Origin of the sequence: Halobacteriovorax sp. GFR8 (genome assembly GCF_050955245.1) — a bacterium.
Classification (GTDB): domain Bacteria; phylum Bdellovibrionota; class Bacteriovoracia; order Bacteriovoracales; family Bacteriovoracaceae; genus Halobacteriovorax_A.
In genome coordinates, this window is record NZ_JBPBLR010000002.1 from 435,196 (window position 1) to 449,446 (window position 14,251).

General features: G+C 37.4%; 16 protein-coding genes. 4 read left to right on the forward strand and 12 right to left on the reverse strand.

Annotated elements, in window-relative coordinates; translation table 11 throughout:
• Positions 1 to 142: 142 nt before the first annotated feature.
• Entirely contained in the window at positions 143 to 547 is a 405-nt protein-coding gene (locus tag ACRXC1_RS02595) for a hypothetical protein (RefSeq protein ID WP_392857291.1), read from the forward strand.
• Here the strand turns inward: ACRXC1_RS02595 and ACRXC1_RS02600 are convergent.
• Entirely contained in the window at positions 544 to 1,791 is a 1,248-nt protein-coding gene (locus ACRXC1_RS02600; protein ID WP_433656272.1) for a replication-associated recombination protein A, read from the reverse strand. The two genes, ACRXC1_RS02595 and ACRXC1_RS02600, sit on opposite strands and share 4 nt — an antisense overlap.
• A gap of 163 nt (positions 1,792 to 1,954) precedes the next feature.
• Between ACRXC1_RS02600 and rpsU the strand changes: the two genes are divergently transcribed.
• Positions 1,955 to 2,179 carry a 30S ribosomal protein S21 gene (rpsU, locus tag ACRXC1_RS02605; RefSeq protein ID WP_021266202.1) on the forward strand — a complete coding sequence of 75 codons (225 nt, stop codon included), beginning with the start codon at positions 1,955 to 1,957 and terminating at the stop codon, positions 2,177 to 2,179.
• Positions 2,180 to 2,241: 62 nt separating this feature from the next.
• Here rpsU and ACRXC1_RS02610 read toward each other — a convergent pair whose 3' ends face one another.
• The 8 genes from ACRXC1_RS02610 to ACRXC1_RS02645 form a co-directional block, all read right to left on the reverse strand.
• Positions 2,242 to 3,063, reverse strand: coding sequence for a hypothetical protein (locus tag ACRXC1_RS02610; protein WP_433656274.1), 822 nt, complete (start codon positions 3,061 to 3,063; stop codon positions 2,242 to 2,244).
• 48 nt (positions 3,064 to 3,111) lie between these two features.
• A complete protein-coding gene (locus ACRXC1_RS02615) occupies positions 3,112 to 3,657 on the reverse strand; it encodes a hypothetical protein (RefSeq protein ID WP_433656276.1) in 546 nt (181 codons plus the stop codon).
• Positions 3,658 to 3,770: 113 nt separating this feature from the next.
• Positions 3,771 to 4,613, reverse strand: a complete 843-nt coding sequence (locus tag ACRXC1_RS02620; RefSeq protein ID WP_040314013.1) for a pyruvate, water dikinase regulatory protein — start codon at positions 4,611 to 4,613, stop codon at positions 3,771 to 3,773.
• A gap of 41 nt (positions 4,614 to 4,654) precedes the next feature.
• Positions 4,655 to 5,614 (reverse strand): tRNA (adenosine(37)-N6)-dimethylallyltransferase MiaA, encoded by a 960-nt coding sequence (miaA, locus tag ACRXC1_RS02625; protein ID WP_433656279.1) that lies wholly within the window; start codon positions 5,612 to 5,614, stop codon positions 4,655 to 4,657.
• Positions 5,611 to 7,302, reverse strand: a complete 1,692-nt coding sequence (mutL, locus tag ACRXC1_RS02630; RefSeq protein WP_433656281.1) for a DNA mismatch repair endonuclease MutL — start codon at positions 7,300 to 7,302, stop codon at positions 5,611 to 5,613. The genes miaA and mutL overlap by 4 nt, the downstream gene beginning before the upstream one ends.
• Positions 7,303 to 7,310: 8 nt before the next feature.
• Positions 7,311 to 8,216 (reverse strand): diguanylate cyclase, encoded by a 906-nt coding sequence (locus tag ACRXC1_RS02635; protein ID WP_392912171.1) that lies wholly within the window; start codon positions 8,214 to 8,216, stop codon positions 7,311 to 7,313.
• A 111-nt stretch (positions 8,217 to 8,327) separates the two neighbouring features.
• Positions 8,328 to 9,554 carry a glucose-6-phosphate isomerase gene (locus tag ACRXC1_RS02640; RefSeq protein ID WP_433656283.1) on the reverse strand — a complete coding sequence of 409 codons (1,227 nt, stop codon included), beginning with the start codon at positions 9,552 to 9,554 and terminating at the stop codon, positions 8,328 to 8,330.
• A complete protein-coding gene (locus ACRXC1_RS02645) occupies positions 9,554 to 10,687 on the reverse strand; it encodes an acyl-CoA dehydrogenase family protein (RefSeq protein WP_393056577.1) in 1,134 nt (377 codons plus the stop codon). Before ACRXC1_RS02645 ends, ACRXC1_RS02640 begins: the two co-directional genes overlap by 1 nt.
• A gap of 237 nt (positions 10,688 to 10,924) precedes the next feature.
• Between ACRXC1_RS02645 and ACRXC1_RS02650 the strand changes: the two genes are divergently transcribed.
• Entirely contained in the window at positions 10,925 to 11,098 is a 174-nt protein-coding gene (locus ACRXC1_RS02650) for a hypothetical protein (protein WP_433656286.1), read from the forward strand.
• A gap of 119 nt (positions 11,099 to 11,217) precedes the next feature.
• Positions 11,218 to 11,910: a hypothetical protein gene (locus ACRXC1_RS02655; RefSeq protein ID WP_433656288.1), complete on the forward strand. Its 693-nt coding sequence runs from the start codon at positions 11,218 to 11,220 to the stop codon at positions 11,908 to 11,910.
• Here ACRXC1_RS02655 and ACRXC1_RS02660 read toward each other — a convergent pair.
• From ACRXC1_RS02660 to ACRXC1_RS02670, 3 genes are read right to left on the reverse strand one after another with little or no spacing between them, the layout of a single operon-like run.
• Positions 11,907 to 12,458 carry a hypothetical protein gene (locus ACRXC1_RS02660; protein ID WP_433656290.1) on the reverse strand — a complete coding sequence of 184 codons (552 nt, stop codon included), beginning with the start codon at positions 12,456 to 12,458 and terminating at the stop codon, positions 11,907 to 11,909. The genes ACRXC1_RS02655 and ACRXC1_RS02660 overlap by 4 nt on opposite strands.
• Positions 12,445 to 13,182, reverse strand: coding sequence for an OmpA/MotB family protein (locus ACRXC1_RS02665; RefSeq protein ID WP_393089485.1), 738 nt, complete (start codon positions 13,180 to 13,182; stop codon positions 12,445 to 12,447). The genes ACRXC1_RS02660 and ACRXC1_RS02665 overlap by 14 nt, the downstream gene beginning before the upstream one ends.
• A gap of 2 nt (positions 13,183 to 13,184) precedes the next feature.
• Complete coding sequence (locus ACRXC1_RS02670; RefSeq protein WP_433656292.1) at positions 13,185 to 13,967, reverse strand: motility protein A; 783 nt, start codon at positions 13,965 to 13,967, stop codon at positions 13,185 to 13,187.
• Between the last annotated feature and the right edge of the window lie 284 nt (positions 13,968 to 14,251).

The window sequence follows — 14,251 nt, forward strand, 5'->3', positions numbered from 1 at the left end:
TCTGACACAGAATCTATTTTCAACTATTAGACGCATTGCTCTTAATGAAACTTTGACAAAACTACCGAAAAATCTGGATTTATTTAGTGCGTTTTTGTATAAGTCACCAAAGAAAATAACAACACTATTAGGGTAACTTAATATGAAATACATCTTACTTGCATCATTGCTTATATCTTCAAGTGCATTTGCTTACACTAAGACAACTCTTAATTGTATTAAGAAGCTAACATATGATCTTAATGTCGATAGCCGTGCCTTTAAAGTTAATACAGATGAGGTTGATGCAGATATTGATTTCGAGGGAAGACCTCTAGATGAAGCAATTGCTATCATTAGAACGACTCTTGAACTTAATGGATGTAATAGTCATAACACAATTAACTTCTCTAAGACGCCATCAGGGCGTGCTAAGAGCCGTTGTGTAGAGCTTGTGCCTGGACAAGACTATTCAATGAGCTGCTATGTTGAATCAAATATGGGATTCTTCTTTGTAACAAAAGACCTACAAACAGATGCTTTTGTTGTTTATTCTCGCTGGGATTAATCACCCCATAGTTCTGATAAGCGCTTCTTAATATTATTTTCGACACCTATTTCTTTAGGCTGGTAGAACTTTGGTGTTCCCTTAGGTGCATATTGCTGTCTAACAAATGATCCTTCAAAGTTATGAGGGTATTGATACTTTACCTTGTGAAACTTATCTGGAAAATTCTTTAAGTGCTCCGGAACTTCAATTGTCTGCGAGTTTTCAACGTAGGCCAGGGCCTCGTTAATAGCATTATAAGCAGCATTACTCTTTACTGTACTTGCAAGATAAGTAGTGGCTTGAGCGAGTGTGATTCTTGCTTCTGGCATACCAATATTTTGGACAACGTGAAGGGCATTAGTTGCTAGCGTCAGTGCATTAAGGTCAGCATTACCAACATCTTCGCTTGCAAAGATGACAAGTCTTCTTGCGATAAAGACTGGGTCTTCTCCACCGTCGAGCATGACCGCAAGCCATAGTATGGCCGAGTTAGGATCGCTCCCGCGCATACTCTTAATGAAGGCCGAAATCACATCATAATGACGGTCTCCACCAGCATCAAAATTTCGAGAGTTCTCTTTGATGATATTTTTAACTGTTTCAAAATCAATTTCATCATCTTGATCAAGAAGAGAGAAGATAACTTCAAGGCTGCCAAGAGCGATACGAGCATCACCATTTGCATAATCACAAATGAGGTCGAGATACTCTTGCGATAAGTCCTTTTCAAGTTTACTGATCGTTCTCTTTATAAGTGAGCGAATTTTATCTGTTGTAAAAGACTTGAGCTCAATGATCTTCATACGCGAGAGGAGGGCGCGATTTACAGAGCGACGTGGGTTCTCTGTTGTTGCACCAATAAGGATAAAGCTACCTTGTTCAACGTGAGGAAGAAGGGCATCTTGTTGGGCCTTATTAAAACGGTGTATTTCATCAATAAAGATAATGGACTTTCTTTGGAAGTCGCGCGCTTCTTCTTGGGCCTTTTGAATGAGCTTCTTTAGGTCTGCAACGCCTGACAATACAGCGCTGAATTCATAGAAATTTGCATGAATCTCGTTACCTAGAACCTTGGCCAGAGTCGTTTTTCCACTTCCAGGAGGTCCCCAGATTATAAGAGAAGGGATATTTTCACTTCTAAGAAACGGAAAGCGCCTAGCAAGTGCATCAAAGCCTTCATAATCCTGTCTACTTTCAGGTCTAACCTGGTGGGCCAGGGGAGTAACTTTGTTGTCTTTTGCGTTAAATAAGCCTTGTTGCATATATTACCTATTCGTTATTGGCCATTGACACACTGTGGGGCCGTCGTGTAATTTAACATACCAATTAAAGCTAGACAAAATTTGCACGTAATAACGTGCTAATAAATCTCGCAAATGCGTCGTTAAAGGCGTTGAGAAAAAAAAATAGAAGGAGGTGAATGTTATGTCTAAAGATTACTCAATCAAAATCGAGATCGATGAAAGATTAAGTGCGGAAAGAGCTCTTAAGAAATTCAAGAGATACTGCGAAGCTTTCGGTGTTATTAGAGAATACAGAAAGAGACAAGAGTATAAGAAGCCTTCTATTAGAAATAAAGAAAAGCTACAAGCGGCTGAGAAGAGAAGAAAGAAAACTCAGACGAAGTACAGTAGAGGTTCTAAAATCTAATTTGATTTAAATTTCTTATATACTTGAAGGGCTCCCGATGGGAGCCCTTTGTATTTCAGCTATCAATAAAACATAAGTTTAAGAATACTATTCCAACGAGCGTGCATAACCTTAACGTTACGAACATACTCTCTCGGAAATCCGGTTTGACCTTTCTCTAGGTCCATATGAAAAACATTCCATTGCATATTTAGATCACCAAGGCGATCGATGAACCAGCGCCTATCGAGTTCTGGAATCATCTTCAACTCAAGAGGTGAGAGGAAGTTATCAAGAAATTGTTCAAAGGATGGCTTTAGCTCATTTGGAATGATGTAGATAAAGGCATCATTAGAGTAGTTGTACATCTTACCAACGTAATTCTTATACTTTTCAATATACGGGACGTAAGTCGAAAAGTTAGTTCCCTCTGTAAGGTGAAGAAGTTGTATATAAGATTGAATTCTAAGGTTTAGGTTATCGATATTATCAAGAAGAGAGATAAGGTTGATATAATCATCAACATTTCCGTACTGCTTACTTGGAAGAGAAATGAAGTCTTCTCGTAGCTTTTTGATATTTCGTTCAATAGCTTGAATAAGTGGAACGACTTCCTTTATATGTTGATAGCAGGTCTTTTGATTTTTCTTACAATCGCTATATGCACCATCAAATTGAAGAACGAGTTTTAATGTGTTCTCTCTTAAGTTGATGAAGTCTTGAGATGTGTAGGTGATTCTCTTTACAATATAATAGAAGTCATTCTTGATTGAACGAAGCTGTGGACGTACATAGCGTCGATAGCTGTAATCACTTAGCTTTAGTTTTGAAGAATCGAAGTTAAAGTACGGATACTCCGCAAAACTTGAAAACGTTAAAAGAATGGCAAAAATTATTTTCTTCACTTCTTAAATGATTGAAGAGATGGCGCAAAATGTCAATGAAATGAACCCTTAACCAACAAGATCGAGGTCAGCTTGAGGGGAAATATGACTTAGTTCAATGAACTTTGGTTTCTTTTGCAGAGAGCGAAAGTCTCGCACCCAGCTATCAGTATTACAAAGTGAAATTGAAATATTATGTCTTGGAATTTTATTCTTTGCTAAGCTTCTTGGAAATAATCTCAATGGTGCTCCGTGGAGCTTGAAATGAACATCAAGGTGAGAAGGAATCTTTCCTGAATAAATAAGTGCTAAGCAAATAAAGGCACCAGCATTTGATGTTTCAATTTGAATTCTATCGCCTTTAACTCTTTTAATAAGAGAAAGTAGATCATTCGAGTATTTTTCGATTTCTTTAGTATTTAAGTTTTCAAACTTGAAGATATCTTTTCTATTTTTAGCAGTTAGAACTCTTTTTTCATTCTCTGAAAAGTTAAGGTGAGAAAAATTATTCATCATCACTTCATCAAAAGTAGGCTCTTGAGTATCGAATTTATAAACTACATCAGCTCCAGCACCTTTAACTTTGATTTTTCCAGAAAATAAGACCTTAGACACAACGAACCCCGTAGTTACTAAATTGATAATGTTATTTAGTTAATCGGAACGATTGGGTATTAAGTTAAGTAAATTTCTTATAAAATTTGAAATTTAACTAATTATCGTGGAATTTATTCGTCAGACTCACTCATTAACTGCTTGAAAATATTATTCTTTCTCATTTGAAGCAGTTTCATGATATCTGTGGCCGTCTCTTCTAGGGCACGATCGGTTACATCAAATACCGGCCATCTCTTATTCTTTCCAAAGATTTCATTGGCCCACTCAAGCTCTTCGATAACTTTATTCGTGTCTGCATAATCACCTGTGTGCTCAGTCGCTCCAAGTTTATTAAGACGGTTTTTACGAATTGAATAAAGTGCTTCAGGGTCAATTGTAAGAGCAAAGATTTTTCTTTGATCAATTTCGAAGAGCTCTTTTGGAAGATCCTGTCCATTGATAATAGGGATATTTACAACCTTGATTCCGTGTTGAGATAGGTACACTGAAAGTGGTGTTTTTGATGTACGAGAAATCCCCACAAGAATAACATCTGCTAGGTGGAGAGTTTCAACATTTCTTCCATCGTCGTGGTTAAGCGTAAACTCCATGGCCGCAACACGATCGAAGTATTCAGAGTTTACAGCGTGTAATAAACCTGGCTCACTCTTAGGCTCTTGATGAAAGTAATTAGAGAAGGTCGTAAGTACTGGCCCCATTAAATCAAGGGAGCGCACGTGCTTTTGCATTGAGATTTCTTTTGTATATTCTCTAAGCTCTGCTGAAACGATTGTGTAAATAACGAGGTCGTGATGAATAGCTGCTTCGTCAAAAATTGATTTGATTTGTTCCTTAGTGCGAACATTTTTAAAACCAGTATAGAAGACTTCGCTTTCTGGGAATTGTGTCATGGCCGCGCGACTGATCGCTTTTGCTGTTGAACCTGTTCCGTCAGAAATAATAATTATTTTCATCTTTTTCAAAATTTAGCCTCGATTTAATTCTTTAATCTACTTTATTCAAGAATGAAGTCTTCGACAAGGTTATAGATGTCATTTCGCTGACTTAATGGGTGAAAGCGAGATAAGGGAGTCACTTTCTTTAAGAAAGTTTTTTGTGACTTCGCAAGTCGGCGAGTGGCAAAATAAATCTTTTCGATTAATTCTTCTTCAGATGTGATTTCGCCGTTTAAAAATTGGATAGTTTCTTTGTATCCAATGGTTTTTAAGGCCTTAAGCTGAGCATGATGTTCGTTGTTTTTCATGATCTCTTTTACTTCATTTAAAAGACCTTGCGAGAGCATCTGCTTTGTTCGCTTGAGAATAATTTCCCAATGTTCTTCTTTAGGTAAATCAAGACAGATATTTAATGTCTCCCAGCCGTGAATATTTGTTGAAAAGTCATAGGCTCCTTGATCGTCGGCCTGTTTCTTCTGTTCTGAGATCTTCTTACCCGTCATGCGGTGATACTCGTAGGCACGAGTACGACGATAGTGATCGTTCTCATGGAGATTCTCAAGTGATTCAGGATCATGAGTTTTAAGGTAGTCAACAATTGGGGCCATACCTTCTTTTTCATAGATCGCACGGGCCTCTTGCTGAATGGCCTCATCTGTTGACTCTGATTCATACATGCCACGAACTAAACTTCTAAGGTAAAAGGCACTTCCACCAACTAGAATAGGAGTGATCCCTCTTGCATGTAGCTCATTGATTTTATTCTTTGCTAGCTCCACAAAATCTGAAGCATTAAGTTCATTTGTAATTGGGGAGATGCTAACGAGGTGATGGATAACACCATCCATTTCTTTCTCGTCTGGCTTGGCACTTCCAATATTTAATTCATTATAAAAGAGGACACTATCGAAATTGATAACGTGGCATCTGTCGATACCTATTCGCTTGGCAAGCTCAATGCTAATACCTGTTTTTCCAGAAGCCGTTGGCCCTAATATAAGAATCAATTTCTTTGTCATTTTAATAATTTTCTCAGTTTTTTTGGTGAGATCTTCTTTGCAATTTTCTTCTCAACAAGATCGTAGAATGAAGTAAATGAAAGGAGCTTTCTGACCTCATTTACTTGAAGTTCTAAATCTTTAAGAAGCTCACAACCATTAATTATATTAGTCGCAATCTTCGCATAGGGAAGGTCTTCAAATACATGAGATACAGACCTTAGAACGCATGTGTGTCCATCAAGACGCTCAATTTCGATTCCCATTGCCATGTATTGCGCAAGATTTTCCATGTCTGAGATATCTTTTGAAATTGGCTCTGAAATTAACAGAGGAGTCATATTATCAATATCAATTTGTTCACAAGCATCGTCTAAGAAGACTTGTGCATCCACAAAGTATGGCCCCCTTTCAACGTGATTAAAGAGAAAGATATTCTCACCCAGCGCCGAAATCGTTAGCTCACTTTGTTGGCCACTAGCATTTTCTCCAAACAGAGAGCTCTGCCCATGAAAGTCTGTTGATTGATTGAGTTCATTTTGAAATCTTTGAAGATTTAATCCACCACTAAAATTATCGGCAACAATATTGTCCGCACCTTGGTTGAAGAGGGCACTTGAAAGGGAATTAAAATTGGCCTCTTCCTCATTCATTTCTAGAGAGTGATTTTCTGTAATATGATCTTGATTCTCAGAAATAAGTTTCTTTGCTGTTGCACTCGTGAGAGAGAAAATCTCATTACTTTTTAAGAATTTTATAATTGTCTTGTTAGGGTGAACGTTTACATCAATTTCATTCTCTGGAACTTTGAATTGCATGATATAGTCACCAGTTAAGCCTTGAGGCCAAAACTTTTCCATATTTCGAATAACAATTTGATGGATCTTCTTATCTGTAAAAAGGCGGTTGTTTACAAAGAGAAACTGCTGCTTACCACTATAGCCTTTAGAAGCATCTTTTGAGATATAGAACTGACAACTTGAACCAAGATACTCACCATAGGACTGAAGTATTTCTGGCCTATTCTTACGAGACTTTTTCTTAAAAATTTCACCCACACGATTAACCGTGTGCTCTTGAGCTCGGTAAATATCAGGGTCTTGATCATCCCAGGTGATAGAGAACTCAACCTGTGGGTAGTTAATTAAGAAAGAATTGATAACACGTTTAAGTGCATTCTTTTCACTTTGACCAGACTTCACGAATTTTAAACGAACAGGCGTGTTAAAGAAGAGGTCTTTGACATAAGTCGAAGTTCCGCACTTATGTGTAGAGTACTTTGAGTGTTCAACAGTTCTTGCACCATGAATGACGTATTTGGCGCCTTCTTCAGGGTTAGAACGTGGTGCTGAATGACATGAGATTCTTGCAACACTTGAAATCGAAGCAAGGGCCTCGCCACGAAAGCCAAAAGTATTAAGCCTGTATATATCTTCAAAGTTGTTTATTTTAGAAGTTGCGTGACGGCAGAAGGCGTAGGGGAGTTCATCAAAGAACATTCCATCGCCATTATCTTCAATTGCTATGAGGTCAAGTCCCGCATTGATAATAGTAACTCGAACTTTAGTCGAGTTTGCATCAATTGAATTTTCTAATAATTCTTTAAGAACATTGGCCGGGCGTTCAACAACCTCACCGGCCTTGATTTGATCAATTAAGTGTTCGGGAAGAAGGTTAATTCTATTTTGTGAATTTTCTGATATTTCCATTATACGAACTAGTCGCGATAGAAATTAACCTGGTTTCTTCCACCTTCCTTGGATTTGTATACTGCAGAGTCGGCCCTTTTAAATAGGTCTGTTCCGCTACTAACTCCCTGTCTGTAGTCTGAAACACCAATCGATGCAGTTACCGGTAACTTATTATCGTCGTAAATGAAATCGTGAGTCTCAACTGCCTTTCTTAGGCGCTCAGCGATTTCGTATGATTGTTTAATATTTGTCTTTGGAAGTAGGACAACAAATTCTTCCCCACCGTAGCGAGCAAAGATATCAGTTTCTCTAATTCCATTTGAACGGATAACTTCTGCAAGTTCTTTTAAAACGTAGTCACCAGCATCGTGTCCGTAATTATCATTAAGTTTCTTAAAGTGATCTAGATCGAAAACAATAAGAGAAAGAGGAGTTCCTGTTACCTTTGACTTCTTTACTTCAATATCAAGTTTCTTATTGAAGAAAGATTTGTTGTAGCAACTAGTTAGTCCATCAGTATTAGCTTCTAGTTGAAGCTTATCATATGTTAGTCTTTCTGGATCACCTTTAGGAAGGTATTTAAGTGCCATTGCACCCATCTTAATGATGTCACCTTTTTGTAATTCAGTAGGGGCTTCAACTTTACTGTTATTTAAGAAAGTTCCATTTCTAGAACCTAGATCAACTACCTGATATCCATCTGCTGATGAAACTAGCTTAAAGTGCTCTCTTGAGATTCCATTGAACTCAAGTGGAATATCACACTTTGCACTTCGACCAACTGTAATCTCTTCTTCTTTTAAATCGAAAAGGGTACCGTTTAAATCACCACCAACAACAAGAAGGGCCGCAGGCTTATCTTCGGCTTCTTTATTCGCTGATGCTAGGGCAGCTTTGATGTCAGTTAATACTAGAGTAGCGTCATCACTCATATTCGTCCTTTCAGTACTTTATAATAGATTGTTTTCCCTGTAGATTTTAACTAGCGCCCCGATTTTAATCAAGATTGGAAAACATTTCTATCTGTCTAAATCGAGTATTTCTCATAGGTTATCAAGCCATTCAAAGCTATATATTTTTCCGGCCTCAACTCCAGGTTGATTAAACGGATCAATATTTAGGCAATAACCTGTGATAGCTGTCAAGTATTCGAAGAATACAATCAACTTGGCCAAATTTTGTTCATTTAGTTTTTCTATTTCAAAAGTAATATGTGGAACTTTTTGTTCTTCTAAAGCTTTCTGAGTTCCGTAGAACTCCGAGTCCATTAAGTTCTTCAGTGTATACTTTCCGAGTTTTTGTAATTTCGGATGATTGAATGAATTACTTAATCTAAAATCGTTTTCAAACTCTTTTACATGGATGAGTAGCATCACTTTGTTAAGTGGCCCTTCCATAAAGAGCTGCATTTGTGAATGCTGATCTGTTGCACCATATGAAGGAATTGGAGTTAGTCCAATTCGTGAACCATCTTCTTTTTTCTTTCCAAGACTCTCGGCCCATAATTGGACGAACCAATATGCAAAATTCTTCATTTTGCTTGAGTAGGGCATGATTACTGTTTGATCATGGCCATGCTCTTGATGGTTTAAGAAAGTACTGATTACTTCTTTAAACTCTTGTGACTCTTTTAGTGAAAGGCCATATTCAAGGCCACTCTTGCAAAGAGCGTGAATATCGATTCCTGCAAAAAGGGCCGGAAGAAGGCCAACGGGAGTCAGGACACTAAAACGGCCACCAACATTTGTTGGAATATCTAGTGTTGTAATACCAAGTTCATCTCCAAGCTCTCTAAGTTGTGATGTTTCAGGGTCACTTGCAAAGACAAAGTAGTTTTTGAATTCGTCTTCTTTAACTCCGAGCTTTATTAGTTCATTAGCAAGGATTGCAAATGAAGCAAGAGTTTCGGCCGTGCCACCAGATTTTGAAACCACATAGATTAGAGAATTTTTTAAATCAATACTTTCTAATAATTGGTTTGTGTCATCTGGATCAATATTGTTAAAGAAATAAAAACGGCGTTTCATATCTTTTCTTAAGGCGCTTACAAGCATCTCTGGCCCAAGCGCACTTCCGCCAATTCCGACTTGGATAAAGTCACGACGGTCACCATACTTATTAAATATATCAACACATTGTTGTGGATAATATTCTTCACTTAATTTTGTAACAAATTCAAAGCGAGGATTAGTTTGAAACTTTTCAATCTCCGCCGAGACTTGTTCTGACTTGTCCTGTTCTTGAATAAAGGAGTTAATTGAAATTTTCATTAGGCTCCGTATTCCTTTTTCAGCAGACGAGAAATAACAACTTTTTGGATTTGATTGGTTCCTTCAACGATTTGAAGAACTTTTGCATCTCTCATAAATCTTTCAACAGGATATTCTTTTGTATAACCAACACCACCAAGAATTTGAACAGCATCAGTTGTTACTTTCATTGCAGTATCACTTGCACGCATCTTTGCCATTGAAGCAAGCTTTTGATTAGAAGCTCCGTCATCAATTGATTTAGCAGCAGCTTGAACAAGTAGTCTTGCAGCTTCTACATCACAGGCCATATCCGCCATCATGAATTGTAGTCCTTGGAAGTCAAAGATTGGTTGTTTAAATTGTTGTCTCTCTAGCGAGTATTTAATTGCTTCATCAAGAGCGCGAGTTGCACAACCTACTGAGATTGAACCAATCGCAATACGTCCCTTATCAAGGCCACTCATTGCAACTTTAAATCCTTCACCTTCTTTTTGTAGAAGGTTTGCTTCTGGAACAAAACAGTTTTCAAAAAGAAGTTCGCGAGTAGGTGAGATATTCCATCCCATCTTTCTTTCTTTTTTACCGTATGAGAATCCTTCCATTCCGTCTTCTACGATAAATGCGGAAACACCCTTTGCTCCTTCGCCACCTGTTCTTGCCATTACGATATATGTTTTCGCAATTCCACCAGAAGTGATCCAAAGTTTTGAACCATTTAGAATATATCCACCTTCAACTTTCTTTGCAGTCGTTTTAAGTCCTGCTGCATCTGAACCAGCTCCTGACTCAGAAAGTGCGAAAGCACCAATTGCTTGACCACTTGTTAATTCTGGAAGGTACTTTTGTTTTTGCTCTTCGTTTCCAAATGTATCTAGGATAGATTGAACCATTGATGAAACAGAGATTGTCACAGCATAGGCAACTGAAGACTTTGCGATTTCTTCTAGAGCATAACTATAGTCTTGAACTGGAAGATTGAGTCCACCATATTCTTCTGAAACAGTCATTCCTGTGAAGCCTAGCTCTCCAAGTTCATTGAAGATTTCCATGCGAAATTTTCCTTCAAAATCATCGTGCTCCATATGTGGCTCGATTTTTTCAAGACGAAAACGCTTAAGTCCTTCAACGATCTCTTTTTGCATCTCATTCATATTTATATCCTTTGAGTTCTTTAAATAATTTAATTCATTATAAAATCCACCTACAGTACCAAATAAATCATAAATGGTTAAATTTTATGAAATTCAGTGTTAGGAGCTTGTATTCTTAAATGTGATTACAGTATGTTATAAGATGTATCCATTAACTATGTTTTATTTAATGGATTTGTGCGATACAATAGTACAAAGGGTGAAACTCCCTTCCTAAGCGCTAGCAAGGAGAATACAATGAGACACGATATCAATTTGGCCCATTCTGATAAGGCCAATGTAGAAGAAGTTGAGTTAACTAATTCGTTTCCCTACATGCTCTTGATTACCTCAATGGCCGTGATCACTATCATGCACTTAATTTTGTATCCATTAGCAAAGCAATTTGCAGCGAATTTCGCTGGTTTTTAAGTGTCCTGCCACAGAATTTTGTCGCTGAAATCTTAGCCATTTCTTAGTTAACTATTTGATTTCATAAGCTCACTTCCGAAAATCTTCATTTCTATCCCGAGAGCTTTTATAATTTGAGTATGAAAACACTACAAGAATTTAGACCAACTCACAAAAATGTAATCAGCAACGGAAAGGCAAAGAAAGTTCGTGTTGCCCGTAAAGTAAAGAAGGCTAAAAAGGGGAGTTCTTCTTTGAACCTTACAAATATTGCACTTGCCGTCTGTGCTGTTCTTATGGGTGTTGGACAATATAAGAAGTCATCTGAAGTGGCAAAGTTAAAAGAGGTGAATGCTTCTTTAACTCAAGAAGTTGCTAATCTTCAGATGAATTCGATGAAATATATGGCAGACAAGAAGATCCAAGAAATTTCAAAAGAAACTTTAAAAAGTAAAGTTGCTCACGTGGACTCATTGAATGCCATTATTGCAAAAAGTAAAGTTGACCTAGCTAAGGCCAACCTAGAAATTGATAAGCTTAAGAACCTAAAGATGTCTGAGTTACAGTACAAGACTCAACTTGCTCAAATTGAAAATGAGTATCAAAAACGTCTAGATGCACACAACAGAGCAAGCACTGAAACGATCACTCGTATGGGACGTAAGATGATGGCCGAAGTTGATAGTGCTGGTTTAAAGACGCGTGCACCAGCAAGTGCTACACGTCATGTTGTTCAATTTAAAGGAAATAAGCCTGTGAATGCAAAAGTTCTTACTAACCAAAAAAATGATGTTGAGTCAGATGAGTGGCGTTCAAATAATATGGAGCTCTAATTACTCTCAAATTTTAAAAGAAGATTCATTGCCATATCCTTTCGATATGCAATATCGTTAGGCAGCGCCCTGAAGTCCATTACATCAATCGTACTCATAAATTTCTTATATCGCTTAGATAGATCTTCTCTTGCCTTACTAATAAAGAATATATCGAGAAATGTAATATTATTTCTCGCAATCGTAATTTCTCTCATGCTATTAAAATAAATCGCCATATTCTCAAGATAGAGTAGAGCAGCGATACTTTGGTCTTCATTAGTCGAGCTGTTTTTTAAGTCACGCTCGTAGAGAGAGTATATAAACTCCTCAATTGTATTAACGTCAATTGGCCTTGCTACAGAGATTATTTGAGTGATATCACGTCTAAGGCATGACTGATATTCAGTCTGCCTATCTTGTTGAATGCATTTGTCGTAAGCAATCTTATCAATTCTCCCTTGGGCCTCTGAAGGAACTAGAAAGAGATAAGTTGGAATCGTGACTCCTAAGAATACGACAAATACAACGATAAATTTTATAAAATCTCTAAGCTTATTTCTTGTCATTAAAATATATTCCGAATCCAAATTTGATTTTAGATTTTGGATCTTTAGGTTCTACAACTTTAATAATAACTCTTCTATTTGGGTTAAAGAAAACTTTCTTTTTATTTTTTTCTTTTAACTTTTCTAGCTCTTCTTTTGTAATAAGAGGTTCAGAGTCACCCTTTGTTGTGGCCGCAAGTGTAGTCGGTGGAAAACCAAAGTACTCAAAACGAGAAAGGACTTTCGCGGCCCTTACTGCTCCTAGTTGCCACGGACCTTCGATTCCTGGAGCAATACTTCTTTCATCTGAGTCAGTATGTCCTTCAATCATAATGCGATAGTTAGGATTCTTTGTTCTAATAATATCGATCATTGTATCGAGAGACTGGATACTGCTCTTACTTAGCTTAGTACTTCCTTCAGGGAAGAGAATACTACTTGAAAATGATATAATTAGCTCATTATCAACGAGTGAAATCTTACTATTTTTTTCAAGCTCAGGGTGCTTTGATATTTCCTCTGTTAGCTCTGATAATTCTGTTTCTGAGCTTTTGTATTTGTCCTTTTGAAAGGATGTTGAGAGGTCCTTTGCTTTCTTGTTAAAACCCACTGGGTCGTAATTTGCAAAGGCCATCATAAGAATGAAGAAACAGGCAATTAGGGTCATCATATCTGCATAGGATGTCATCCAATCGCCTTCACCGCCTCCGCTATCTTGTTTTACTACTTTTTTCTTAACTGCCATTATTAACTCGCTGATTTCCAGTCTAGCCTTTCACTTGGTAGAAGGAATGAGTTTAACTCTTCTGCCACAAGAACCGGGTTAGACTTGTCTAGAATATGCTTAATTCCTTCGATAATAATATTATCCTTAGTCTCCATCTGAATTTGAATATCTTCTAAGTTTTCAGCGATAGGAATAAACCCTAGGTTGGCAATGATTACTCCATATAGTGTCGTAATAAGACATACACCCATGGCCGGCCCAATCATCTTCATGGCGTCAGCTCCACCAAGGTTGGCAAGAAGTACGATCATCCCAATTGTTGTTCCCATCATTCCAAATGCCGGAGGGAATTTTCCAAGGGTCTTGATCTTTCTTGTGTCTTCACTACGAATAGCATGCATATTGACAGCTCGTTGTTCGAGGATTTCGATAATCTTTTCTTTTTGAAGGAATCCATCTGCAATTAACTCAAGTCCTTCCTTAAGGAACTCATCATTCGCTTTACCAGGAAGGTTCTCTGCAGCTTCACCTGAACGGTAAGCTTCACATATTTGCATGATCTCTTTAATAACTTCGGTCGAATTGACCATCTTCCCACCAAGAAATTGCTTAAGAAAAATTTTAAAAAGAGCGCCAATTTTATTTAGCTGGAAAGCTACAGATGTAGCAGCGAAAGTCCCACCAATTACGATAAAGAGAGAAGGGCCATCGACGAAGAGACCTAAGTTACTTGATGACATTCTTAGGCCTGCAAAGAGAACACCGGCCGATATTATGAGTCCAATTAAAGAAAAAATATTCATTTATTCACCTTTGTATATATTCATAACTAAATTTTACTATTTTTAACTACTTAGGTTAACTCTCTACGATACGGTCACTTTTTTCCCATCGTATATTAAAGTACTTAGAGCATTTTACTCGTCTATGTAGAGGCAACTATGGTTGGCATCGGTCCTCAGGATTGAAAAGTTAACGATTTCACTAATATTCATTGTTCGGAATAATTTTCCTTTAATTTTAAGAACTTAAAATACTTGGACTTTTATTCTATTATTAACGAAGTGATGCTATGAGTCACATGCAA

Bases quoted from the DNA above. Each gene is read 5' to 3' on its own strand.
- ACRXC1_RS02620 (WP_040314013.1), bottom strand. From the start codon at position 4,613: ATGAAAATAATTATTATTTCTGACGGAACAGGTTCAACAGCAAAAGCG.
- mutL (WP_433656281.1), bottom strand. From the start codon at position 7,302: ATGGAAATATCAGAAAATTCACAAAATAGAATTAACCTTCTTCCCGAA.
- ACRXC1_RS02660 (WP_433656290.1), bottom strand. From the start codon at position 12,458: ATGACAAGAAATAAGCTTAGAGATTTTATAAAATTTATCGTTGTATTT.
- ACRXC1_RS02665 (WP_393089485.1), bottom strand. From the start codon at position 13,182: ATGGCAGTTAAGAAAAAAGTAGTAAAACAAGATAGCGGAGGCGGTGAA.
- ACRXC1_RS02645 (WP_393056577.1), bottom strand. From the start codon at position 10,687: ATGAATGAGATGCAAAAAGAGATCGTTGAAGGACTTAAGCGTTTTCGT.
- ACRXC1_RS02655 (WP_433656288.1), top strand. From the start codon at position 11,218: ATGAAAACACTACAAGAATTTAGACCAACTCACAAAAATGTAATCAGC.
- ACRXC1_RS02650 (WP_433656286.1), top strand. From the start codon at position 10,925: ATGAGACACGATATCAATTTGGCCCATTCTGATAAGGCCAATGTAGAA.
- ACRXC1_RS02600 (WP_433656272.1), bottom strand. From the start codon at position 1,791: ATGCAACAAGGCTTATTTAACGCAAAAGACAACAAAGTTACTCCCCTG.
- ACRXC1_RS02635 (WP_392912171.1), bottom strand. From the start codon at position 8,216: ATGAGTGATGACGCTACTCTAGTATTAACTGACATCAAAGCTGCCCTA.
- ACRXC1_RS02670 (WP_433656292.1), bottom strand. From the start codon at position 13,967: ATGAATATTTTTTCTTTAATTGGACTCATAATATCGGCCGGTGTTCTC.
- miaA (WP_433656279.1), bottom strand. From the start codon at position 5,614: ATGACAAAGAAATTGATTCTTATATTAGGGCCAACGGCTTCTGGAAAA.
- ACRXC1_RS02595 (WP_392857291.1), top strand. From the start codon at position 143: ATGAAATACATCTTACTTGCATCATTGCTTATATCTTCAAGTGCATTT.
- ACRXC1_RS02640 (WP_433656283.1), bottom strand. From the start codon at position 9,554: ATGAAAATTTCAATTAACTCCTTTATTCAAGAACAGGACAAGTCAGAA.
- rpsU (WP_021266202.1), top strand. From the start codon at position 1,955: ATGTCTAAAGATTACTCAATCAAAATCGAGATCGATGAAAGATTAAGT.